21 protein-coding genes are annotated in these 21,823 nt (G+C 64.2%); 12 read left to right on the forward strand and 9 right to left on the reverse strand.

Annotated elements, in window-relative coordinates; translation table 11 throughout:
* The first annotated feature begins 9 nt into the window (after window positions 1-9).
* The 4 genes from rmuC to ribD all read left to right on the forward strand — a co-directional run bounded on the left by rmuC (window position 10) and on the right by ribD (window position 3,468).
* Window positions 10-1,491, forward strand: a complete 1,482-nt coding sequence (gene rmuC, locus G7044_RS04635; RefSeq protein WP_235931129.1) for a DNA recombination protein RmuC — start codon at window positions 10-12, stop codon at window positions 1,489-1,491.
* Window positions 1,488-1,904, forward strand: coding sequence for a secondary thiamine-phosphate synthase enzyme YjbQ (locus tag G7044_RS04640; protein ID WP_166326464.1), 417 nt, complete (start codon window positions 1,488-1,490; stop codon window positions 1,902-1,904). Before rmuC ends, G7044_RS04640 begins: the two co-directional genes overlap by 4 nt.
* Window positions 1,905-2,005: 101 nt before the next feature.
* On the forward strand, window positions 2,006-2,467 hold the full coding sequence (gene nrdR, locus G7044_RS04645; RefSeq protein WP_166326466.1) for a transcriptional regulator NrdR: 462 nt from the start codon (window positions 2,006-2,008) through the stop codon (window positions 2,465-2,467).
* A gap of 17 nt (window positions 2,468-2,484) precedes the next feature.
* Complete coding sequence (gene ribD, locus G7044_RS04650) at window positions 2,485-3,468, forward strand: bifunctional diaminohydroxyphosphoribosylaminopyrimidine deaminase/5-amino-6-(5-phosphoribosylamino)uracil reductase RibD (RefSeq protein WP_166326468.1); 984 nt, start codon at window positions 2,485-2,487, stop codon at window positions 3,466-3,468.
* On the opposite strand, the gene G7044_RS04655 is transcribed toward ribD, so the two are convergent.
* The 3 genes from G7044_RS04655 to G7044_RS04665 form a co-directional block, all read right to left on the reverse strand.
* The gene (locus G7044_RS04655; protein ID WP_166326470.1) at window positions 3,465-5,384 is read right to left on the reverse strand and encodes a capsular polysaccharide biosynthesis protein; all 1,920 of its coding nucleotides are present in this window, start codon (window positions 5,382-5,384) and stop codon (window positions 3,465-3,467) included. The genes ribD and G7044_RS04655 overlap by 4 nt on opposite strands.
* 80 nt (window positions 5,385-5,464) lie before the next feature.
* On the reverse strand, window positions 5,465-6,574 hold the full coding sequence (locus tag G7044_RS04660) for a polysaccharide biosynthesis/export family protein (RefSeq protein WP_207630203.1): 1,110 nt from the start codon (window positions 6,572-6,574) through the stop codon (window positions 5,465-5,467).
* A 127-nt stretch (window positions 6,575-6,701) separates the two neighbouring features.
* Window positions 6,702-7,961 carry a capsule biosynthesis protein gene (locus G7044_RS04665; protein ID WP_328803805.1) on the reverse strand — a complete coding sequence of 420 codons (1,260 nt, stop codon included), beginning with the start codon at window positions 7,959-7,961 and terminating at the stop codon, window positions 6,702-6,704.
* 254 nt (window positions 7,962-8,215) lie between these two features.
* Here G7044_RS04665 and G7044_RS04670 point away from each other — a divergent pair, with 254 nt between their 5' ends.
* Together G7044_RS04670 and G7044_RS04675 are read left to right on the forward strand one after the other, a co-directional pair.
* Entirely contained in the window at window positions 8,216-8,809 is a 594-nt protein-coding gene (locus G7044_RS04670) for a riboflavin synthase (RefSeq protein ID WP_166326474.1), read from the forward strand.
* 203 nt (window positions 8,810-9,012) lie between these two features.
* On the forward strand, window positions 9,013-9,231 hold the full coding sequence (locus G7044_RS04675; protein ID WP_166326476.1) for a hypothetical protein: 219 nt from the start codon (window positions 9,013-9,015) through the stop codon (window positions 9,229-9,231).
* A 90-nt stretch (window positions 9,232-9,321) separates the two neighbouring features.
* Here G7044_RS04675 and eno read toward each other — a convergent pair whose 3' ends face one another.
* From eno to G7044_RS04695, 4 genes are all read right to left on the reverse strand, one after another.
* Window positions 9,322-10,596: a phosphopyruvate hydratase gene (gene eno, locus G7044_RS04680; protein ID WP_166326478.1), complete on the reverse strand. Its 1,275-nt coding sequence runs from the start codon at window positions 10,594-10,596 to the stop codon at window positions 9,322-9,324.
* A gap of 87 nt (window positions 10,597-10,683) precedes the next feature.
* Window positions 10,684-11,373, reverse strand: a complete 690-nt coding sequence (locus G7044_RS04685) for an endonuclease/exonuclease/phosphatase family protein (protein ID WP_166326480.1) — start codon at window positions 11,371-11,373, stop codon at window positions 10,684-10,686.
* Window positions 11,370-12,779: a protein adenylyltransferase SelO gene (locus G7044_RS04690; protein WP_166326482.1), complete on the reverse strand. Its 1,410-nt coding sequence runs from the start codon at window positions 12,777-12,779 to the stop codon at window positions 11,370-11,372. The genes G7044_RS04685 and G7044_RS04690 overlap by 4 nt, the downstream gene beginning before the upstream one ends.
* A 78-nt stretch (window positions 12,780-12,857) precedes the next feature.
* Window positions 12,858-13,562 (reverse strand): MIP family channel protein, encoded by a 705-nt coding sequence (locus G7044_RS04695; protein WP_166326484.1) that lies wholly within the window; start codon window positions 13,560-13,562, stop codon window positions 12,858-12,860.
* A gap of 127 nt (window positions 13,563-13,689) precedes the next feature.
* Between G7044_RS04695 and obgE the strand changes: the two genes are divergently transcribed.
* The 3 genes from obgE to G7044_RS04710 all read left to right on the forward strand — a co-directional run bounded on the left by obgE (window position 13,690) and on the right by G7044_RS04710 (window position 16,467).
* Entirely contained in the window at window positions 13,690-14,718 is a 1,029-nt protein-coding gene (obgE, locus tag G7044_RS04700; protein ID WP_166326486.1) for a GTPase ObgE, read from the forward strand.
* On the forward strand, window positions 14,706-15,818 hold the full coding sequence (gene proB / locus G7044_RS04705; RefSeq protein ID WP_166326488.1) for a glutamate 5-kinase: 1,113 nt from the start codon (window positions 14,706-14,708) through the stop codon (window positions 15,816-15,818). The genes obgE and proB overlap by 13 nt, the downstream gene beginning before the upstream one ends.
* Window positions 15,819-15,957: 139 nt before the next feature.
* A complete protein-coding gene (locus G7044_RS04710) occupies window positions 15,958-16,467 on the forward strand; it encodes a hypothetical protein (RefSeq protein ID WP_166326490.1) in 510 nt (169 codons plus the stop codon).
* Between the two features lie 117 nt (window positions 16,468-16,584).
* Here G7044_RS04710 and ilvD read toward each other — a convergent pair whose 3' ends face one another.
* Both ilvD and G7044_RS04720 read right to left on the reverse strand, forming a co-directional pair.
* Window positions 16,585-18,423, reverse strand: a complete 1,839-nt coding sequence (gene ilvD / locus G7044_RS04715; RefSeq protein WP_166326492.1) for a dihydroxy-acid dehydratase — start codon at window positions 18,421-18,423, stop codon at window positions 16,585-16,587.
* A 147-nt stretch (window positions 18,424-18,570) separates the two neighbouring features.
* Window positions 18,571-19,332 carry a PAS domain-containing protein gene (locus G7044_RS04720; RefSeq protein WP_166326494.1) on the reverse strand — a complete coding sequence of 254 codons (762 nt, stop codon included), beginning with the start codon at window positions 19,330-19,332 and terminating at the stop codon, window positions 18,571-18,573.
* Window positions 19,333-19,511: 179 nt separating this feature from the next.
* Here G7044_RS04720 and gmk point away from each other — a divergent pair, with 179 nt between their 5' ends.
* From gmk to G7044_RS04735, 3 genes are read left to right on the forward strand one after another with little or no spacing between them, the layout of a single operon-like run.
* The gene (gmk, locus tag G7044_RS04725; RefSeq protein WP_166326496.1) at window positions 19,512-20,144 is read left to right on the forward strand and encodes a guanylate kinase; all 633 of its coding nucleotides are present in this window, start codon (window positions 19,512-19,514) and stop codon (window positions 20,142-20,144) included.
* Window positions 20,141-20,662, forward strand: a complete 522-nt coding sequence (locus tag G7044_RS04730; RefSeq protein ID WP_166326498.1) for a gamma carbonic anhydrase family protein — start codon at window positions 20,141-20,143, stop codon at window positions 20,660-20,662. The genes gmk and G7044_RS04730 overlap by 4 nt, the downstream gene beginning before the upstream one ends.
* Window positions 20,663-20,667: 5 nt before the next feature.
* The gene (locus tag G7044_RS04735; RefSeq protein ID WP_166326500.1) at window positions 20,668-21,762 is read left to right on the forward strand and encodes an ATP-binding protein; all 1,095 of its coding nucleotides are present in this window, start codon (window positions 20,668-20,670) and stop codon (window positions 21,760-21,762) included.
* Window positions 21,763-21,823 lie beyond the last annotated feature (61 nt).

The raw sequence follows: 21,823 nt of genomic DNA on the forward strand, positions 1-21,823 counted from the left end.
GGGCCGGCGATGGGCGAGAATTTTCAGAACTGGTTGGGTGATCCGCAGCTGATGGGCTGGGTTGTGGCGCTCGGTGCGGCATTGATCGCCGGGCTGACCGTCATGTTCCTTCGCGCACGCCGGGCACTTGCAGCTTCGCAGGACTGGGCTGCGCGTCTTGACCGCGATCTGAACCAGCGGACAGAAGCGCTTGAACGCGAAACCAGTTCGCTTGCCGATATGAGGCAGCGTTATGATGCCGAAGCCGAGGTCGCGCGAAATCATGCGCTTCGCGCCAGCCAGGCCGAGACACGACTGGAAGATCGTGTTGCGCGAGTTGCAGAACTGACCGAGGAGCGGGACGATCTGAACGACGCGCTCTACAACGCCCGGCAGGCGCTGGCTCGGCTGGAAACCGATCTGGCAGAGACGCGACTTTCTGCCGAAAAAGACCGGGAACGTGCGGCCCATGATCTAAAGCAGTTGCGCGAATTGCGCGAGGAAATGACCGGGCATTTCCGCCTGATGGCCAATGAAACCCTGCGCGTGCAGGGCGCCGATATGCAGAAGACCCATGGCGAGCAGCTGAATGCTCTGCTGAACCCGTTTCGCGAACAGGTGCAGCACTTCCAGCGCGAGCTGCGCGACCGTAACCGCATTCTCGACGAGGAAGGCGCACGGCTGCGCGAACAGATCGCCAATATCGGCAATGAAGCCAGCGCACTGACCCGCGCGCTGAAGGGCGACAAGCAGAAACAGGGTGCTTGGGGCGAGATGATCCTTGAACGGATCCTTGAAGAATCCGGGCTGGAGCGCGGTCTTCATTATGATATCCAATCAAGCTGGACGGATGAGGACGGTAATGTCTGGCGCCCCGATGTGATCGTGCGGATGCCGCAGAAAAAGTTGCTGGTCGTTGACAGCAAGGTCTCGCTGAATGCCTATGAGGCGGCGGTGAACGCCGAAACCGACGCGGACCGGACGGCGGCACTAAAGCGCCATGTTGAATCCGTGCGCGCCCATGTCACCGCGTTGTCTGCCAAGGGTTATGACCAGCTTGATGACGGCGCGGTCGATTACGTGCTGATGTTCATTCCTATCGAAGGGGCGTTTTCCGAAGCGCTGCGCGTCGATCCCGGCCTCGCTAGCTTTGCCATGGATCGCCGCGTTGGGCTGACCACGCCGACCACGCTGATGCTGACCCTGCGCACGGTTGAACACATCTGGACGGTAGAACGCCGCGAATCCAACGCCTTGGAAATTGCGAAGCGCGCCGGTCAACTCTATGATAAGGTTGTAGGTTTTGTGGACGCGCTGGATGATGTCGGCGCGGCGCTGAACAAGGCTGGGCAGGCGCATCGCACTGCCGTCGACCGGCTGTCGCGCGGTCAGGGCAACGTCATCCGTCAGGTCGAAATGCTGCGTGAATTGGGTGCGCGAACCACGAAGAAGCTGGCCCTCGACCATGACAAGGCCGACGCTTTGCCCGCGCCGGATGATCGCAACGCATGATCGATCTATTGCAGATAGAGACGCAGGGCGTTGGATTTTACGAAATTACCAATGCGGTTTCGGGGGTTCTGGCGGGCTGCGGCGACGGCGTTCTGACGCTGTTGATCCGGCACACCTCGGCCAGTCTTCTGATTCAGGAAAATGCCGATCCCGATGTGCGGACCGATCTTCTGGCATGGCTGGACCGGCTGGCCCCGCCGGCGGATTCCCCGGACATGAGCTGGATTACCCACCGGCTGGAAGGCCCCGATGACATGCCTGCGCATATCAAGGCCTCGGTTCTGCCCAGTTCGTTGCAAGTGCCTGTGCGCGCCGGGCGGATGTTGCTGGGCCGCTGGCAGGGCATCTACCTGGTCGAGCACCGCACCCATGCCCATCGGCGTGAGGTGGCGCTGGCATTCCTGTCGACCTGACCCGCATCTGGTGTTAACCTGTGCTTATTCCACAATCTCTGTTGCGATTTCCGCGCAGCTTGTGGATAACTCTGCCTTGAGGACGAGATAAGGGACACAGGATGCGCTGCCCGTTTTGCGGAAATGTGGATACTCAGGTCAAGGACTCGCGTCCTGCCGAGGATAATGTCGCCATCCGACGCCGACGTTTTTGTCCCGCCTGCGGCGGACGCTTCACCACCTATGAACGCGTGCAGTTGCGTGATCTTGTGGTGGTCAAGTCCAATGGCCGGCGCGAGGATTTCGACCGCGACAAGATGGCCCGGTCGATCCGTATCGCCATGCAGAAGCGCCCGGTCGAAGCCGACCGCATCGACCAGTTGATTTCCGGCATCGTGCGGCGATTGGAAAGCATGGGCGAGACTGATATCTCGTCGAAGATCATCGGCGAGATCGTGATGGAGACGCTGGCCCGGATCGACAATGTCGCCTATGTCCGCTTTGCCAGCGTTTACAAGAACTTCCAGGATGCGGGCGATTTCGATAAATTCGTGTCGGAACTGCGCCCCCCGACCGAAGAGTGACACCAGATCTGCAACACATGGACCATGCCCTTCGCCTGGCACGGCGGGGCTTGGGAAATACATGGCCGAATCCGGCGGTGGGTTGCGTCCTGGTTCAGGACGGTCGCGTCGTCGGGCGTGGCTGGACCCAGCCGGGCGGGCGGCCCCATGCCGAACGCATGGCGCTGGATCAGGCCGGCGCGGATGCGCGCGGCGCCACCGCCTATGCCACGCTGGAGCCCTGCGCCCATAAGGGCCGTGCCGGGCCCTGTTCTGACGCGCTGATCGCGGCGGGTGTCGCGCGCGTCGTAACCGCGCTGACCGATCCAGATGCGCGCACGGCCGGACAGGGGCATGCGAAGCTGCGCGCCGCCGGGATCGAGGTCGTCGAAGGCGTCCGCACCGCCGAGGCCGCCGCCCTGCAACGCGGTTTTCTGAAACGCGTCGCAGAAGGCCTGCCGATGGTGACGCTGAAACTCGCCGCCAGTCTGGACGGTCGCATCGCCACCGCCAGCGGCGAAAGCCAGTGGATCACCGGAGAGGCGGCGCGCCGGCATGTCCATCTGCTGCGGCTTCAGCATGACGCGATCATGGTCGGGGGCGGCACCGCGCGGGCAGATCGTCCGTCGCTGAATGTGCGCGGCTTTGGTCCGGTGCGGCAGCCGGTGCGAATCGTGGTTTCAGACCGACCGGTACAGGGCCTGGCAGAAGAGGATGCAAATCACGGCCCGCTTTGGCAGGTGTCCGGCGACCTGCGCGCGGCGCTGTCGGGGCTGGCCGAACAGGGCCTGACCCGCATTTTTTGCGAAGGTGGCGGCATGTTGGCCGCGCAGCTACTAGCCGATGATCTGGTGGACGAGCTGGTCTTTTACAGCGCCGGATTGGTTCTTGGTGCCGACGCGCGCCCCGCCATCGGCCCGCTCGGGTTGACGAAACTGGCCGCTGCCCCGCGTTTTGAACTGCAAGGCAGCTTCCGGCTGGGCCCTGACCTGTGCCAGCACTGGACCCGCTTGGCGTCCTAGCGGCGCCAGATCCAGGCATGGCCCGCTAGCGCGCCCTGCGCCTTGGCCAGTAACCGCAATCGCATGCTGCGTTGGGTGGTGGGGCCCGACAGCCGCTCCAGCGCCAGCTCGGGCGGGCAGGGAAGGCCACTGACCGGATCGCAATAGCGCGGATAGGAAATCAGGACCGCATGGGTCAGCGCGTCTAGGTCGGGGCGCGCCTGCCGCCGCACCGGCACCGTCCCGAGATCACGGGTCAGCCCCCATCCTGCATAGAATGGAACCCCCAGCGTGGTGACGGGAATACCGCGCAGAAGCGCCTCGAACCCGAGGGTCGAGGTGATGGTCCACACCGCATCGATCTGGTTCAACAGCGCCACCGGGTCGGCGTTGGGGGCCGTATGATCGGCCAGACGCGCCAGATCCTCGGGCGGGATCCGGCCGGGACGCAGGCCGGCCTCGACATCGGGATGCGGTTTGTAGATCAGGAAAGCACCCGGATTTTCGGCACGTACACGCGCCAGCAGGGCGAGATTCGTCTTTTCGGCGCCGGCGCCAAGGCGGATCGAGGCGTCATCTTCGACCTGGCCCGGCACAAGGATGCGCGGCCGCGCATCGCGGGGTGGAAGATCGCCGCCGCCGCCCAGATTATACTTGCTGAGACCGGCCGCGATCAGTGCCGCACGCAACCGGGCCGCGCGCTCGGCACCACCGGGGGGCAGGGGTGCAGCGATCAGCGCCTCCAGCCGCGAGGGCCGGGTCGGGTCGTAATAGATGCCAAGATCGTCCGCGACCAGCGACAGCGGCGGCACCAGTGCCGCGCCCAACCCGCGGGAGCGCAGGAAGCCGTCCTCGACCCGCAGGACATGCGGCGAGGGCAGTTCGGCGGCGCGATTGGCCCAGGCGAGTGTGACCTGGGAGGTTGGTTTTCGGGTGAACCTGATGCCCGCCACGCCGAAAGCGCGCGCAATATGGGGTCGTTTCCACAGCCGCATCCCATAGGCCAGATGGCCGGCGTGATCCTGCCTGAAGGCGCGGACCTCGGCCTCCAGTTGATCCAGTGCGCCGTCGAAATCGGTCAGGGCGTCCCGGCAGGGATCATACCAGATCGGCGCGATCAGGTGGCTGGCGGCAAACAGTGCCTCGATCGGCGCCGGTTGGCGGTGTGGGGTCGCGGTCTCGTCGGTGCTGAGGCCCCAGCCCGCATAAAATGGCTGTCCAAACAGGCGCGGCCGGTGCCCCGCCAGCATCGCCTCGTATCCCAGTTGGGAACTGACGGCATAGACCGCCCGCGCGCCGGCAAGCAGCGCCCAGGGAGAGACGGGGGTGTCGCAGAAGCCTTCGCCCGGTCGCAGGTCGGCGCGGGTGAAATGGCCGGGGCGCAGGCCCTGGGCGGTCTCTGGGTGGCTGCGGATGATGATCCGTTGGCCGGGGTTTTCGGCACGTGCGGCGGCGATCATGCGCAAAAAGACACCACGGTCCGCCCCCATTAGCGCCGCATCGCCCGCAGTCTGGTCGATCACCAGAACATAGCCATGCTCTGGCGGGGCGGCATCGGGCAGGTGGGCATTGTATTTCGACAGGTCGGCCGCGATCAGCCGGGCGATGCTGCCGCGAGCCTGTGCATGGAACGGGGCGGTTGCGCCGCTGGCAATCAGGGTTTCGATCAGCGAGGGGCGACCTGGGTCGAAATGCAGTCCCAGAGGGTCGACGATCAGCCCGATGGGCCCGCGCCGCGCCAACGCCCCTCGCGCCCGTCCGGGTAGGATCGAACGCAGGAAGGCGTCCTCGACATGGACCAGGCCCGCGCCGGTCCGCGCGGCAACGGCGTGCCCCCGCCATGCGGTGCCGGCGGCACCCCAGATGCCGATCAGATCATCCCTGCCGGCCAGCCCCAGACGCGGCCCCCAACCGGCCAGATCGAGGATCCGTCGCACCCGACCACGAAGCAGGCCACCATTATATGAGAACAGCCGCCGAGGCTGAACCCCGGCGGCTGTATTGCGAAGATCCCCGATCAATTGCCAAGCGTTTCCAGCGTTCGGACCGAATTCGCGCCGCCGGTGATCGCGCCCAGCAGCTTCTGCCACTGAACATAAGGCGCCTCGGTGACGTAAACGGTATCGCCGTCGCGGATCATGAAGTCGCGGGCCAGGAACAGCCCGTTCGGTCGGGTCAGGTCCAGAACATAGACCATACGCTGGGTACCCGAAACCGGTTGGCCGAGTACGGCCGAGGCAACCTGCGCCGGTTCATCGCGCAGCACGAAAACGCCGGTCGGGTCTGCGGTGACCGTGGCCAGACCGCCAACCATCGCAATCCCCTCGATCGCGCTGATCTGTTCGTTGCCCAGCGGCACCTTGGTCTGACCGCCAATTGCGCCGAGCGCGGTGAAGCTGCGCTGATCTTCCTCGACCAGGATCACGTCGCCGGGGCGCAGCGCGATGTCATAGGCGGGGTTGAAATACAGGTCGGACAGCCAGACCTTGCCGGTTTCGCGGCCGCGCTTGACGGTGATCACAGCGACCTCGGGCTCGACATTCACGCCGCCCGATTTCGCCAGCATCGACGACAGCGTCCGGGTCGGGCGTTCGATCGGGTAGACGCCCTGGCCGAAGACCTTGCCCATGACCGACACGGTCGCGCCGTCGCCAGCCACCCGCGTGACAGAGACCTGCGGGTCGGGGGTTTGGCTTTCCAGTCGCTGGGTGATCGCTTCGCGCAGCTGGTCGGGCGAACTGCCGGCGGCGCGGATCCGGCCGGCATAGGGCACGAAGATATAGCCCTGACTGTCAACCTGCAGCTGCTGCAACTGGGTCGAGCTTTGCCCGAGGCCCACCAGAAGGCCGTCATCGACGTTTTCCCAGATCATCAGCCCCAGCGTATCGCCGGGCCGGATTTCATCGGCGCCGACGGTACCGGCATTCAGGAACTCATTCGAGAAGCCATAGGCCGGGGTGAAGTTGGCGGTGCGGTTGACGTGGTTGTTGACGAAGATCACATGCGCGTCACCGCCATTTTCCACTGCCCCCGACAGAATTTCTTTCTTGCTGGGGCCGGATCGGGGCAATCCGCAGGCCCCCAATGCGGTCACGGCGATCAAGGCGGCAATCAAAGGCAAACGCATGGATCGCGCCGGTGCGTTGAACACTTCTGTGGCGGTCAAGTTCTTATCTCCTGCTTCACGCCGAGTCGGGCGTCCCTCGCGGACACGTTAGCGCGAGGCGGCGTGATTATCTATATGTTGATGTTATTTAGCGTGAATCCGATCCCCGTTGCTGGCGGGTTTCTGCCCGCCCTTCGGCAAGCGCGTCATAGGGGTCGGGCGGGGCCAGCATCATATCGACAACCAGTCGCAGAGCGGGCGCACGGGCGCGGGCAGCATAAAACCCCCCGGGTATCTGGCTGGTTTCAAGCAGATAGTCGCGATACAACCTATAGCTGCGCGGATCGGGACGCTGCGGGTGAACGAAGAAGTCCGGCAGGCTCTGGTCCGAAACAAGCTGTTGCTTATCGAACACAGCCCGACCCATCGCCTTGACCGGCAAACCGCGCCAAAGCGCCTGCTGGGCCGAGGTCGAGTTCACCGTCACCACTGATCGCGCCTGTCCCAGCAGCAGCGCCAGCTTGCCGCCGGGGACGTGGTGGACACGGTCGCGAATGCCCAGTTCTTCGGCCTTGACCATAATGTCATGGCGCTGCTGCGAGCGGCCGTCATCCAGCGGATGGCCCTTGAAGACCAGATGATGATGGCGCGGGGCGTTGGCAGCGAAAGCCTCCAGCACCTCGGCGGTGAAGTCGGCCATGGCGTCGTATTCGGAATGCGCGCGGAAACTGGCGTCATGTTCCAGCTGCATCAGCACCAGCGTGAACGGATGGCCGCTGCGCCGGATCTGCCGGGTGCGCAGGAAGTGATCGACCATAATCGCCGGGCTCAACAGCAGGCGGCGCAAGTTCAGCCGGAACTCCTGCAAAACCGAGATGGCGCGATGGGTCCGATAACCGGGAAAGCGGCCATTCGCGGTGAGGATCAGAAAGTGATAGAGCGCACCGTAAAACTTGTGCTGGCGCATGTCGCCCCAGTTGGCAGGCGGGCGAGGCAGGTCGGGCTGCGGGCCGCGCAGAGCCGCGCGCATCTCGTCCAGGGTGATCGCCATCAAGCGCGAATGCCCGTTCGAGCCGCCACGCTCGTAGGTGACCCAGAAGGGGCGCAGATACCCTTCTTCAAAGACATGCAGCGTCAGACCGTTTGCCTTCGCGGCCGCGCGGGCGGCCGCGTGGACGGGGCGAACATCGCCGTAAAGCACGATATCGGTGACGCCTTTCTCGGCGATGATGCGGTCGAGATGGGCGGGCCAGTCCTCGGGCGGGTCGCGATGCAAAATCAACCGGTCGGGGTCGGACCAGAAAAAGGCATCACCGGCATTGAAGGCCACCCGCCAGACCTGCGCCCCCGTCGCCTGCAGCAGCCTGCCAAGCCTGCTGAAGAACGGGCCATGCGGCCCTTGCAACATCAGGAAAACACGCCCATCTACCGGGATGTCAGGCGCCTGCGTCGTCGGATCCTGAGACATATTCGGGGATGGGGAAAGGCGCGGCATGGAAGTAGCGAAGACCAGGGCTGTTGAACGGGCACTATGTTGCAGCTTCGCGCGGGCTTGGAAAGCCGGCTTGTGAAATGGGCGGCAATGGGGCGCGTCCTGTGTCCCTTCTGCCTTGCCCGGCCGGGTCGGCTTCGCTACCCAAGACCCAAATCTGAGGAGAGATCATGTTCACCGGGATCATTACCGATATCGGCACCGTCACCGAGACCCAGCAGCGCGGCGATCTGCGCGCGCGCATTCAGAATTCCTATGACATGGCGGGCGTGGATATGGGCGCGTCCATCGCGTGTAACGGGGTCTGTCTGACGGTGGTCGGCAAGGGGCCGGACTGGTTCGACGTCGACATCTCGGCCGAGACAATTTCCAAGACCAATATCGGCCATCACGGCTGGGCTCCGGGCGTCCGCATCAACCTGGAGCGGGCGCTGAAGGTCGGCGACGAGCTGGGCGGGCATATCGTCTCGGGCCATGTCGACGGCGTGGCTGAACTGGTCGAGATGCATGACGAAGGCGACAGCCTGCGCCTGACCTTCGAGGCCCCGCCGGAACTGGCACGCTTCATCGCGCCCAAGGGCTCGGTGGCGCTGAATGGCACCTCGCTGACGGTGAACGAAGTCAGCGGCAACCGCTTTGGCATCAACCTGATCCCGCATACGCAGGAGGTGACGACCTGGGGCGGGGCGCGCGTCGGCGACAAGGTGAACCTCGAAATTGATACGCTGGCTCGATACGTCGCCCGGCTGGCCGAGGCAGGCTGAAACTGCGACAAAAAGCCCATTCAACGAGTTGTTATCCGATAACGGTGTCATCGCCTTGCCGCTTCCGCTAGCAGGACCGCCCAATCCGAATCTAGCAGGAAAACAAGGAGATAGGTTTGAAGGTAGGAATAACGCTTGTTGCGGGGCTGACACTGCTTTCCGGGTGCGCATCGGACGGACCGGAACAGCGGGATTACAACCGCATGAGCTGCCGCGAGCTGGCCTATCACGAAGGCCGGCTTGACGGCGAACTTGGTGCGGCGCGCTCAAAATCACTGACGGGCGGGCTGACCGCGGCACTGGGTGGCGCAGAGGCGCAGACCTATGGGCAGACCCAGGCGATTTTTGGCGGGATTGAAGAAACCAGGGCGATCGAGGCGAATGACAAGGTTCAGATCGCAAAGGCCTTGAAGCGCTGCTGACCGGCCTTTGTGAATGACGCAAGGCCGTCTTTGGAACAAAAAATGGGGGGCGCTTTGGGCGCCCCCCATCTTATTTGACCTGATGGATGATCAGCGCAGGATCGACTTTCCTGCGTAAACCGCCGCGTCGCCCAGCATTTCCTCGATGCGGATAAGCTGGTTGTATTTCGCCAGCCGGTCCGACCGCGCCAGCGAGCCGGTCTTGATCTGGCCGCAATTGGTGGCGACCGCCAGATCGGCGATGGTGGCGTCCTCGGTTTCGCCCGAGCGGTGGGACATGACCGATGTATAGCCGGCGCGGGTGGCCATGGCGACGGCGTCCAGCGTTTCCGACAGCGTGCCGATCTGGTTGACCTTCACCAGCAGCGAGTTGCCGCAGCCCTTCTTGATCCCCTCGGCCAGACGGACAGGGTTGGTCACAAACAGGTCGTCGCCGACCAGCTGCACCGATTTGCCCAGCTTGTCGGTCAGCAGCTTCCAGCCTTCCCAGTCATCCTCTGCGCAGCCGTCCTCGATCGACAGGATCGGGTAATCGGCACAGAGCGCCGCCAGATAATCGACATTCTCGGCCGAGCTCAACGACTTGCCTTCGCCGACCATTTCGTACTTGCCGTTCTTGAAATACTCGGTCGATGCGCAATCCAGCGCCAGCATGATGTCGTCACCGGGCTTATAGCCGGCCTTCTCGACCGCCTTCAGGATGAAATCCAGCGCGTCGCGGGTGCTGGACAGGTTCGGCGCAAAGCCGCCCTCATCGCCAATGCCGGTCGACAGGCCAGCCGCAGACAGTTCTTTCTTCAGCGTATGGAAGACTTCCGACCCCATGCGTACGGCCTCGCGGATGTTTTCCGCGCTGACCGGCATGATCATGAATTCCTGAATGTCGATCGGATTGTCGGCATGTTCGCCGCCATTGATGATGTTCATCATCGGCACTGGCAGGATATGCGCCGAGGCGCCGCCGACATAGCGGTACAGCGGCAGCGCCGAGGCATCCGCCGCAGCCTTCGCCACCGCCAGCGACACGCCCAGAATGGCATTGGCGCCAAGGCGGGCCTTGTTGGGGGTGCCGTCCAGTTCGATCATCAGCGCGTCGATGGTCCGCTGATCGGTCGCATCTTCGCCGATCAGAGCCTCGGCCAGTTCGCCATTGACGTTGTCCACGGCGTCCAGCACGCCCTTGCCCAGATAACGCGACTTGTCGCCGTCACGCTTTTCCACGGCTTCATGCGCACCGGTGGACGCGCCCGAGGGCACCGCCGCGCGGCCCATGGTGCCGTCTTCCAGGGTCACGTCGACCTCGACGGTCGGATTGCCCCGGCTGTCGAGGATTTCACGGGCATAAATGTCGATGATCGCGGTCATAGGTCCCTCCTGATCCGTTGCGCCGGGTATAACCTCGCGGATCGGGGGGTGAAAGGCGCAAATTTCCGCGGCGTCGGCAGAGTTCGGCTAGTCGCGCGGTAGCCTGATTTCTGCCCAGATCGGCAGATGATCCGATGCCTGTCGCGCCAGCGGTGTGTCGCCGACGCCGGTTGCCAGAACCTCGACGCAATGGGACACCGCGATCCGGTCCAGCCGAAGCCGCGGCATCGGTGCCGGATAGCTGGGTCCGGGCGCGATCACCCGCAGCGTTTCCAGCGATTCCAGACCGCGATCATCGCGCCATTCGTTGAAATCGCCCATCAACATGACCGAGCCGCCGGCCAGCCTTGAAGCCTTGGCCACCAGCCGCGCCAGTTGCGCCCGGCGCGACGACCGCGCAAGGCCCAAATGCACGCCGATCAGGGTCAGGTCATGCACCCGCACCGCCAATGCGCCGCGCGGCTCGATCCCCGGCAGGGGCAGGCGGCGGGTGACGGCCTGTTCGGCCAGATCCGCCCGCATCAGCACAGACTGACCGTGCCACCCCAGCGAAGTCTCGCCGGTCGTGCGCATCTGGATCGGAACCAGCCCGGTCATTTCGGCGATCAGCGCACGGGGCAGCGCTTCTGGCCGGGCGCCAAAGCGGAAATCGACCTCTTGCAGGGTGATGATATCGGGGCGCAGTTCGGCGATGACTTGCAGATTGCGCTCTGGCGCATGGGGGCCGGTCATGCCGCGCCCCTTGTGCAGGTTATAGCTGGCGATGCGAAGCTTCATGTGCCGCAGAAGGTCCGCAGGACACGCTCATCAGCCAAAGGCGCGCGCGACAGGTCGTCCCATTCGGGGCGCGCCTCGAACGGGTGGGTCAGCGCGGCCTCCAGCCGTTGGAAAGGCGCGAGATCACCGGCGACCGCGGCCTGAATTGCTTCCTCGATCCGGTGGTTGCGGGGGATGCGGACCGGGTTCGCGGCCGCCATCAGCCCGGCATCGGGATCGGCGGCCTGCCAGTCGGCCTCCCACGCATCAAAGGCAGCGCGATCAAGAAACTCGTCACGCGCCCGACCATCGGCCAACCCGGCAAAGCTGCGGGTGAAATCGGCCTGACCTGCGGCCATCAGGTCCAGCAGCCGGCTCACCAGATCGAACGCCTGGGGAGAGGGGGAAAGCCCGATCTTGGCCGCGAAACGGCCCTGCCATTCGGCCTGATAGATATGCGGGAAACTGTGCACGGCGCGGGTCGCCTCCTCGACGGCTTTTTCCTCATCCTGCCCCATCAGCGGGATCAGGCAAGAGGCGAATTGCGCCAGGTTCCACACGGCCACCTGCGGCTGCTGCGACCACGCATATCGCCCCCGCCGGTCAATCGAGGAGAAAACCATATCGGGATGATAGGCGTCCATGAAGGCCGCCGGGCCATAGTCGATCGTCTCGCCCGAAATCGCCATGTTGTCGGTATTCATCACCCCGTGGATGAAGCCAAGCGCCATCCATTGCGCGATCAGACGAGCCTGTGCGGCGACAACCTTTTCCAGCAGTTGCAGCGGGGATTGCGCATCCGGGTAGTGGCGGGTGATGACGTGATCCGTCAGGGCGCGCAGCGCCTCGTTATCGCCGCGCAGCGCAAAATATTCGAAGGTGCCGACACGGATATGGCTGGCGGCGACGCGTGTCAGGATGCCGCCGGGCAACACCGTTTCACGCTGTACCAGACCGCCGGTCGCCACCGCCGCCAGCGCGCGCGTGGTGGGCACACCCATCGCCGCCATGAATTCGCTGTCGAGATACTCGCGCAGCACCGGCCCCAACCATGCCAGACCGTCGCCCTGCCGCGAGAACGGCGTCGGGCCGCTGCCTTTCAGTTGCAGATCGAACCGCTTGCCGTCCGGGGCCACGATCTCGCCAATCATCAGCGCCCGGCCATCGCCAAGCTGCGGAACGAGATTGCCGAACTGATGCCCCGCATAGGCCTGCGCGATGGATGCAGCACCTTCAGGCAGGGCGTTGCCAGATAGCATCGCGACGCCCCCGGCGCCTGAAAGCCAGTCTGGATCAAGCCCGAGGCGTTCTGCCAATGGTCGGTTCAGCGCCAGCAACTGCGGATCGGGGCTGCCGGCGGGGGCCGTACGCGCGAAGAAGCGGGCGGGCAGGGCGGTATAGCTATTGTCGAACTGGGGTGCGCTCATGAAAGAAGATTTAAGGACAGGCGCGCAAATAAAAAAGGGCCATCCGAGATGGCCCCTTCGAGATGATTGGCGACCGGCTCAATTGCCGGTGGGCTTGGCGTTGTTCGACCGGGTGATGCCCATGCCGTGCAGAATGCCCGCCAGCGCACCGCCCGCCAGAGGCGCCACGATGAAGACCCAAAGATCCGCCAGCGCCTTGCCGCCGACAAAGACCGCCGGGCCGAAGCTGCGCGCAGGGTTCACCGATACGCCGGTGACGTTGATGCCAACCAGATGGATGGCAACCAAGGTCAGACCGATCGCCAGACCCGCAAAGCCCGCCGGGGAATCTGACTGCGTGGCACCCAGAATGACGGTGACGAAGACCAGAGTGGCCACGAATTCGAAGATCAGCGCGGCGGCCAGGTTATAACCGCCGTTATAGCCGGCACCGTAGCCGTTCTGGCCAAGGCCATTCACGGCCACAGTGTAGTCCGGCTGGCCTTGCGCGATCAGCATGATCACCAGCGCGCCAAGCGTGGCGCCGATCAGCTGAGCGATCACATAGCTGACGAAATCGCCGGTCGACATCCGACCTGACAGCACGAAACCCAACGAAACTGCCGGATTCAGATGGGCGCCAGACATGGTGCCCAAGCCGTATGCCGCCGCTACGATCGACAGGCCGAAAGCTAACGCGATGCCATGAAAGCCAATCTCCGACCCCATCAGAACGGCCGCGCCGCAGCCGAAAAAGACCAGAATGAACGTGCCGAAAACTTCGGCCACAAATTTTTGAGACATGATACCCTCTTGTCTGCATGGGCAAAACCTCGCGCAGATTGCGTGCTTCTTAACAAAAAGCAAGTGTCATGGCTCCCTTGCAGCTTGTCGGTGGACCGCGTATCGCGAATGCCAAAGGAGAAACGCGATGAAATTCCTCGATCTCGCCAAGGTCTATATCCGGTCCGGCTCGGGCGGCGCGGGCGCCGTCAGCTTCCGGCGCGAGAAGTTCATCGAATACGGCGGCCCCGATGGCGGCGACGGCGGGCGCGGTGGCGACGTGATCGTCGAGGCGATCGAAGGGCTGAACACGCTGATCGACTTCCGGTATCAGCAGCATTTCTATGCCCAGAACGGCCAGCACGGGATGGGTCGGCAACGCACCGGCGCCTCCGGCGATGACATCGTGTTGAAGGTGCCAGTGGGAACCGAGATCCTGGACGAGGACGAGGAAACCGTGATCGCGGACCTGACCGAGGTCGGGCAGCGCGTGGTGCTTGCCAAGGGCGGCAATGGCGGCTTTGGGAACCTGCACTTCAAGACCTCGACTAACCGCGCGCCGCGCAACGCCAACCCCGGTCTGGAAGGGGTGGAGCGCACGATCTGGCTGCGTCTGAAGCTGATCGCCGATGCCGGTCTGGTCGGGCTGCCCAACGCCGGCAAGTCGACCTTCCTCGCCGCGACCTCCAACGCGCGGCCGAAGATCGCGGATTATCCCTTTACCACGCTGCATCCGAACCTGGGCGTGGTCGGCATCGACGGGCGCGAATTCGTCATGGCCGATATTCCGGGCCTTATCGAAGGCGCATCCGAGGGCAGGGGGATCGGTGACCGCTTCCTCGGCCATATCGAGCGCTGCGCGACGCTGCTGCACCTGATCGACGCGACTTCGGAAGATGTGGTTACCGACGCGCAAACGGTGCTGGCCGAACTCGCCGCCTATTCACCGGTGCTGATGGAAAAGCCCCGCGTGACCGCGCTGAACAAGACCGACGCCGTGGACCCGGAAGAACTGGAAGAACGCCGCGCCGCGCTGGAAGACGCGCTAGGAGCCAAGGTTCTGACCATGTCAGGCGTGACGAAACAGGGCGTCCCCGAGGTGCTGCGCGCGCTGTGGTCCGATATTGCGCCCACCCGCATGGCGGCGGAAGAGGAACCGACGAAGTGGCAACCTTAAGCCCCAATATCGCATCGGCCCGCAGACTTGTCGTCAAGATCGGCTCGGCCCTGCTGGTCGGGCCTGACGGCTTGCGCGGCGACTGGCTTCGCGCGCTGTGCGACGACGTGGCCGACTGGCGGGCGCAAGGGGCCGATGTGGTGCTGGTATCCTCGGGTGCGATCGCGCTTGGTCGCCGGGTGCTGGACCTGCCGCCGGGCGCGTTGTCGCTGGAACAGGCGCAGGCTTCGGCCGCTGTCGGCCAGATCCGGCTTGCCCGCGCTTACGAAGAAGCGCTTGCCCCCCATGGCGTCCGCACCGCGCAGGTGCTGGTGACGCTGGAAGACACGATGGACCGCCGCCGCTATCTGAACAGCCGCGCGACCATGCAGGCGCTGCTGGGTTACGGCGTCGTGCCCATCGTGAACGAGAACGACACCGTCGCCACCGACGAGATGCGCTATGGCGACAATGACCGACTTGCCGCGCAGATTGCAGTGACGGCGGGGGCCGATCAGCTTCTGCTGCTGTCCGACGTGGACGGGCTTTATACCGCGAACCCCAAGACTGACCCTTCGGCGCGGCATCTGCCCGTTGTCGAGCGCATCACCCCCGAGGTCGAGGCGATGGGCGGCGATCCGGTATCTGGCCTGTCGAAGGGCGGGATGAAGACCAAGCTGATGGCGGCCCGCACGGCGGTGTCGGGCGGCTGCGCGATGGCAATTGCCGAGGGGTCCGTGCTGCGCCCGATTTCAGCGGTGGCGCAGGGCGCGCGCGTGACATGGTTCCTGCCCGACGGCGACCCTCAGCTCGCCCGCAAGCGCTGGATCGCGGCGATGAAGCCCAAGGGCGAATTCGTGATCGACGCCGGTGCCGCCCGTGCCTTGCAGGCTGGAAAATCGCTGTTGCCTGCCGGGGTGACGCGGGTATCAGGCGATTTCGGTCGCGGAGAGCCGGTGGCCGTGCTTGGCCCTTCAGGCGAGACGCTGGCTCGGGGGCTGACGCGCTATACCTCGGACGAGGCGCGCAGGATTTCCGGTCATCGCAGCGAAGAGATCGCGGAGATCCTGGGCTATGCCGGCCGCGCAGCACTTGTGCATCGGGATGACATGGTGGTTTGAGGGGCGGTTCGCGAGGTTTTTTTTTGCATTTTAGGTAGAGTGGCCGCTTTGTGGGACAAACCAGCCATTGAAGGAGCGATACTGAGGGGCTAGGCACAGAAGCTGACGCCGCTTTCACGGCTGGTATTTGGAGCAAGAGTTGCGCGCTGCATTGATTTTCATCTGCCTGGCCGCACCCTCTTTGCCAGCGTTTGCGGACGTGGCGCCCCTGTCCGCGGCTGCTTGTCTGCCCCCCATTCCCGGCAATGCCTATGATCCTGACAAGTGCGTCCTTGCCTACCATCCACCCCCTTCCCTGAAGCAGGATGTCGAGATTACGGACTGCTCTTTCCTGGCGGGTGAGATGGGAGATGGGCGGTTCAAACTGTTGTATTGTTCTATCTTCAACAAATCTTCCGAAGCCATCGAGTCGATAAGATATGGCGTGCGCTACTTGGAAAAAGGTCGGGAGACACCGTTGGTTCAAGCCGGCTTCCAGGGGCCGAATTTATTCAAAACGGCAAACATACCCGGCGACCTTCAGCCTGGAGAGGCTCGCGTTCTCTTGTTCGCTGGCCCAGGGTTACCCGAGAGTGGGGAGGAAGCCCTCATCGTTCCGATGATCGAAGTTCTTGGGGTTCGCGTTCCGGGTAGCTTCGCGTTGCGCTGACAGCGATGGTCCGCTTAGGGCTCAAGGCTGCCATTTCTCGCAAGCTAGAAAAGTAACCCCGCCGACCTCTGGTCGGCGAGACTCACTATCGAACGCGACGGGAGATGGCAGCGGAACTTAGTCCGGCAGCACCCGCACCGCGCCCTTGTCGGCGCTGGCAGCGAAAGTGGCATACGCCCGCAGCGCCGTGGTCACGTTGCGTTTGCGCTTTTCTGCCGGGTGCCAGCCGATCTCGTTCTGGTGGACGCGGCGAGCCTCCAGCTCGGCCTCATCGACGGCCAGATGGATGGTGCGGTTCGGGATGTCGATCTCGATCCGGTCGCCGTCACGGACCAGACCGATCAGGCCGCCCTGCGCCGCTTCGGGCGAGGCGTGGCCGATGGACAGCCCCGAGGTCCCGCCCGAGAAGCGGCCATCGGTCACAAGCGCGCAGGCTTTGCCGAGGCCCTTGGATTTCAGATAGCTGGTCGGGTACAGCATTTCCTGCATCCCCGGACCGCCCTTCGGGCCTTCATAGCGGATAACGACCACGTCGCCTGCCTTGACCTTGCCGGTCAGGATGCCGCTGACGGCTGCGTCCTGGCTTTCATAAACGACAGCGGGGCCGGCGAATTTCAGGATGGATTCGTCGACGCCCGCCGTTTTCACGATGCAGCCATCCAGCGCGATATTGCCCTTCAGCACCGCCAGCCCGCCATCCGCCGAGAAGGGCGAGTTGACCGACCGGATCACGCCGCTTTCGCGGTCGAGATCAAGCGTCTCCCACCGCTGCGACTGTGAAAACGCGGTCTGGGTCGGCACCCCGCCGGGGGCCGCGGAATAGAACTTGTGGACCGCCGGATCTTCGCTGCGCGAGATGTCCCATTGGTCGATCGCCTCACCCAGGGTCGCGGTATGAACCGTGGGGCTGTCGCGATGGATCAGTCCGCCGCGATCAAGCTGGCCGAGGATCGCCATGATCCCACCGGCGCGGTGGACGTCTTCCATATGCACGTCCTGCTTGGCCGGCGCGACCTTGGATAGGCAGGGCACCTTGCGCGAAAGCGCGTCGATATCGTCCATATCGAAATCGATGCCGCCTTCGTAAGCGGCGGCAAGGATATGCAGCACCGTGTTGGTGGAGCCGCCCATGGCAATATCCAGCGACATGGCGTTTTCAAACGCTTTCTTGTTTGCGACGTTGCGGGGCAGGACGCTGGTATCCTCCTGCTCGTAATAACGCTTTGCCAGGCCGACGATGCGCTGACCGGCTTCCTCGAACAGGCGCTGGCGGTCGGCATGGGTGGCAAGGGTGGAACCGTTGCCGGGCAGCGAGAGGCCAAGCGCCTCGGTCAGGCAGTTCATCGAGTTCGCGGTGAACATGCCCGAGCACGACCCGCAGGTCGGGCAGGCCGAACGTTCGATGGTTGCCACGTCCTCGTCGCTGACGCTGTCATCGGCGGCGGCGACCATGGCATCGACCAGATCCAGCGCATGCAGCTTGCCGTCTTGCAGCACGACCTTTCCGGCCTCCATCGGGCCGCCCGAGACGAAGATCGCCGGGATATTCAGCCGCATCGCCGCGTTCAGCATGCCGGGCGTGATCTTGTCGCAGTTCGAGATGCAGACCATCGCATCGGCGCAATGCGCGTTGACCATGTATTCGACGCTGTCAGAGATCACCTCGCGCGAGGGTAGCGAGTACAGCATCCCGTCATGGCCCATGGCGATGCCGTCGTCGACGGCGATGGTGTTGAATTCCTTGGCGACGCCTCCGGCCTTTTCGACCTCGCGCGCGACAAGCTGGCCCAGATCCTTCAGGTGGACGTGACCGGGCACGAATTGGGTAAAGCTGTTCACGATGGCAATGATCGGCTTGCCAAAATCGCCATCTTTCATGCCCGTCGCGCGCCATAGACCGCGCGCGCCAGCCATATTGCGGCCATGGGTCGAGGTGCGGGAACGATAGGCGGGCATGATCAGTCCTTCCGTGTGGCTATGCCATAGGCAGCTAATGCGCCTGTCTTAACGAAGTTTCGCGGTAATCGCCAGCAGCGGAATGCAGCCATGCGCAGACGGCATGGCTGGTAATATTCTTGCGCAGATCGGGCGGCGGATGGGCGATCAGTCGCCGGTTCTCTTGGTCACGATGCAAAACCGGGCGCGGCGTTCTTCGGGGGTTTCATCGCTGCGGACGGGGTTCAGGACAGGGCGCGCCAATACCGGCGGACGCCACAGTGCCGGATCATCGGCAAAGCCGCCCGGGTTGGGCGACAGCGGCTGCGCGCCCTCGATCACCGGGAACACCGCGTCACGGGTCAGGTCAAAGCGGCGCGGGCCGCGCCCGATCTGACCTTGCGTGACCAGACAGCCAAGCGCGCGGGTGACGTCACCAAGATCGGATTTCAGCGGCAGGAACAACATCCGCCCCGCCAGCAGCGGCCTGCCATAACCGGCCTCGGACTGCAGCGCCACCTCGGCGATCTGCGGGCCTTTGAAGACCGTTTCCAGAACGTCCGACAGCCGCCCACGGCTGCCCGGATTGAGCAGCGAGCAGACGGGCATGCCGCGGACCTCCATCCCCATCACGTCGACAAGATGGCGTCCGGCCAGACGAAACCGCGCCGCTCCCGGCGCAATGCGTTCCAGAATAAAGGCGTAATCCAGCGCCCGCCGGATGCCCTTCGGTTCGACCTCGGCGCGGTCGGGAACCGCACGCCCCTTGCGCAAGCTTTCCCAGTAGGCACGCAGATCCGCCAGGATTCGCGCCGGATCGGGACCGCCCGTGGCCTGAAACTCCACGACATCACCACCCGCCGGATCAGACCTGTTGTCTGACCGGGTCCGAATGTCGCCGGGGAAACTGTCGTCAAAATCGTCACTCATCACATATCATTCCGGTTGCCGCATTCCGGCGTCAAGCACCGGCACACCATGTCGCGGAAAATCCACCATAGCCCATTCGCACCCCCTCATCCCGGAATTTCTTTCCAGATGGTTAAGACCTGAGACTTGATTCTTGCTGCCCGTCCCGCGCAAATGCGGCCAAACAATAAGGGGGCGGCATGGACCGGACCGGGCTACTCATCATTCTGTCTTCACCTTCCGGGGCAGGCAAATCGACACTCGCGCGGCGCCTGATCGAGTGGGATCCAACGCTGTCCTTCTCGGTTTCCGCCACCACTCGCGCAGCACGGCCCGCCGAGGTTGATGGCCAGCACTACCATTTCATTGCCCGCCCGGATTTCGCCGCCATGGTCGAAGCCGGCGACATGCTGGAACATGCGGAGGTGTTCGGCAACCTCTATGGCTCGCCGCGCCGACCAGTCGAGGCCGCGATGCTGGCTGGTCGCGATACGCTGTTCGATGTCGACTGGCAGGGCGGCCAGCAGATCCGCGCCTCGGCTCTCGGCCCGCATGTGGTCAGCATCTTCATCCTGCCGCCCTCGTTGGAGGAGCTGGAGCGCCGGCTGGTCAGTCGCGGTCAGGACACGGCCGAGATCATCCGGGGCCGCATGGACAAGAGCCGCGACGAGATTTCCCATTGGGCCGAATATGACTATGTACTGGTGAATGACGATCTGGACGCCACATTTGACCGGCTGACCGCGATCCTCTCGGCCGAACGGCTGCGGCGCGAGAGGCAAAAAGGTCTGGGCGGGTTCGTCAAGACGCTGATGGAGGGAGAGCGCGCATGATCTGGGAACTGGACGGGGTCGCCCCGGAAATCGCCGAGGATGCCTGGATTGCGCCCGATGCACAGATCATTGGCCGGGTGGTGGTCGAGCCGGGTGCCAGCATCTGGTGGGGTGCCGTGCTGCGCGGGGATAACGAAGAAATCCGTGTCGGGCGCGGCTCCAACGTTCAGGATCTGTGCTGCCTGCATACTGATCCGGGCTTTCCGCTGCACATCGGTGCCAATGTGACCGTCGGTCATCGCGCGATGCTGCACGGCTGCATTATCGGCGAAGGTAGCCTGATCGGCATGGGGGCGACGGTGCTGAACGGTGCCCGAATTGGTGAGGGCAGCCTGATCGGCGCCTCGGCACTGGTGTCGGAAGGCAAGGAGATCCCCGACCGCGTTCTGGTCATGGGCGCACCCGGCCGGGTCGTGCGCGAGATCGACGAAGCGCAATATCAGGGCCTTCTGGACTCGGCCGCTCGTTATCAAGCCAATGGCGCGCGTTTCCGCGCCGGGCTGAAACGGCTGGACTGATCGCGATGGACGCCGGGCTGGTCCGGGATCTGATCGCGGCCTTGCCCGTCGCGGTGTTGGCCGTCGACGCAGAGGCGCGGGTGACTGCCGCCAACAGTGCCGCCAAGGCGCTGCTGGGCGAAGCGCTGACAGACCGGCCTTTCGTCCATGTCCTGCGCCAGCCGGTCGTGGTGCAGGCGGTGGACGCGGTGCTGGATCCGGCCCATGTGGTCCCGCCGGTGGTTGATCCGACGCTGAAGGCCGTGGCCTCGGGCGGGCATCGGATGCGGGTGCAGATTTCTGCACGAGGGCGCGACATTCCCGCCGAAGTCACGGTTTCCGGCCTGCCCGCTCGCGCGGGCGCGCTGATCGTGATCGAAGACAGTTCCGGCATCGAGGAGGCCGAGCAGCAGCGCCGCGATTTCGTCGCCAATGTCAGCCACGAACTGCGCACCCCGCTGACCGCGCTGATGGGCTTTATCGAGACCCTGCGCGGTCCCGCCCGCGACGATCCCGCCGCGCGCGAGCGTTTCCTGAGCATCATGGAATCCGAGGCGGCGCGAATGAATCGTCTGGTTCAGGACCTGCTGTCGCTGAGCCGAGTGGAATCCGAGGAACGCCGCCGTCCCGCCGAACCGATCGACCTGGCCATGCTGATCCGCGCTGTCGCCGCGACATTGCAGCCGCAGGCCGCGGCGGCCGGTGTGCAGATCCGGGTCGAGGGTGCCTCCAGTCCCGTTTACGTCCATGGCGACCCCGACCAGCTGACCCAGGTGTTTCACAATCTCGTGGAAAATGCGGTGAAATACGGCGGCTCCGGGGGCGAGGTGAGGTTGCGCCTGACGGCTGTTTCCCATGACCCCGTGCTGCGCGGTCCCGCAACCGCCGTCGAGGTCGCGGATCGCGGCGACGGGATCGACCCCATGCACCTGCCGCGTCTGACCGAGCGGTTTTACCGCGTGGACAGCCACCGTTCGCGCCAGAAGGGGGGGACGGGGCTGGGTCTGGCCATCGTCAAGCATATCATCAGCCGCCATCGCGGCAGGCTGAAGATCGAATCGGAAAAGGGGCAGGGCTCCAGTTTTACGGTCATCCTGCCCGACCGTGCCGACCGGCGCTGATCCGCACGGATGCGCGCCCGCGCTTGCCGGCACCCCGGCAAGGGACTATCTGGGGCGCAGG

The organism is Paracoccus xiamenensis (assembly GCF_011308835.1).
GTDB lineage: Bacteria > Pseudomonadota > Alphaproteobacteria > Rhodobacterales > Rhodobacteraceae > Paracoccus > Paracoccus xiamenensis.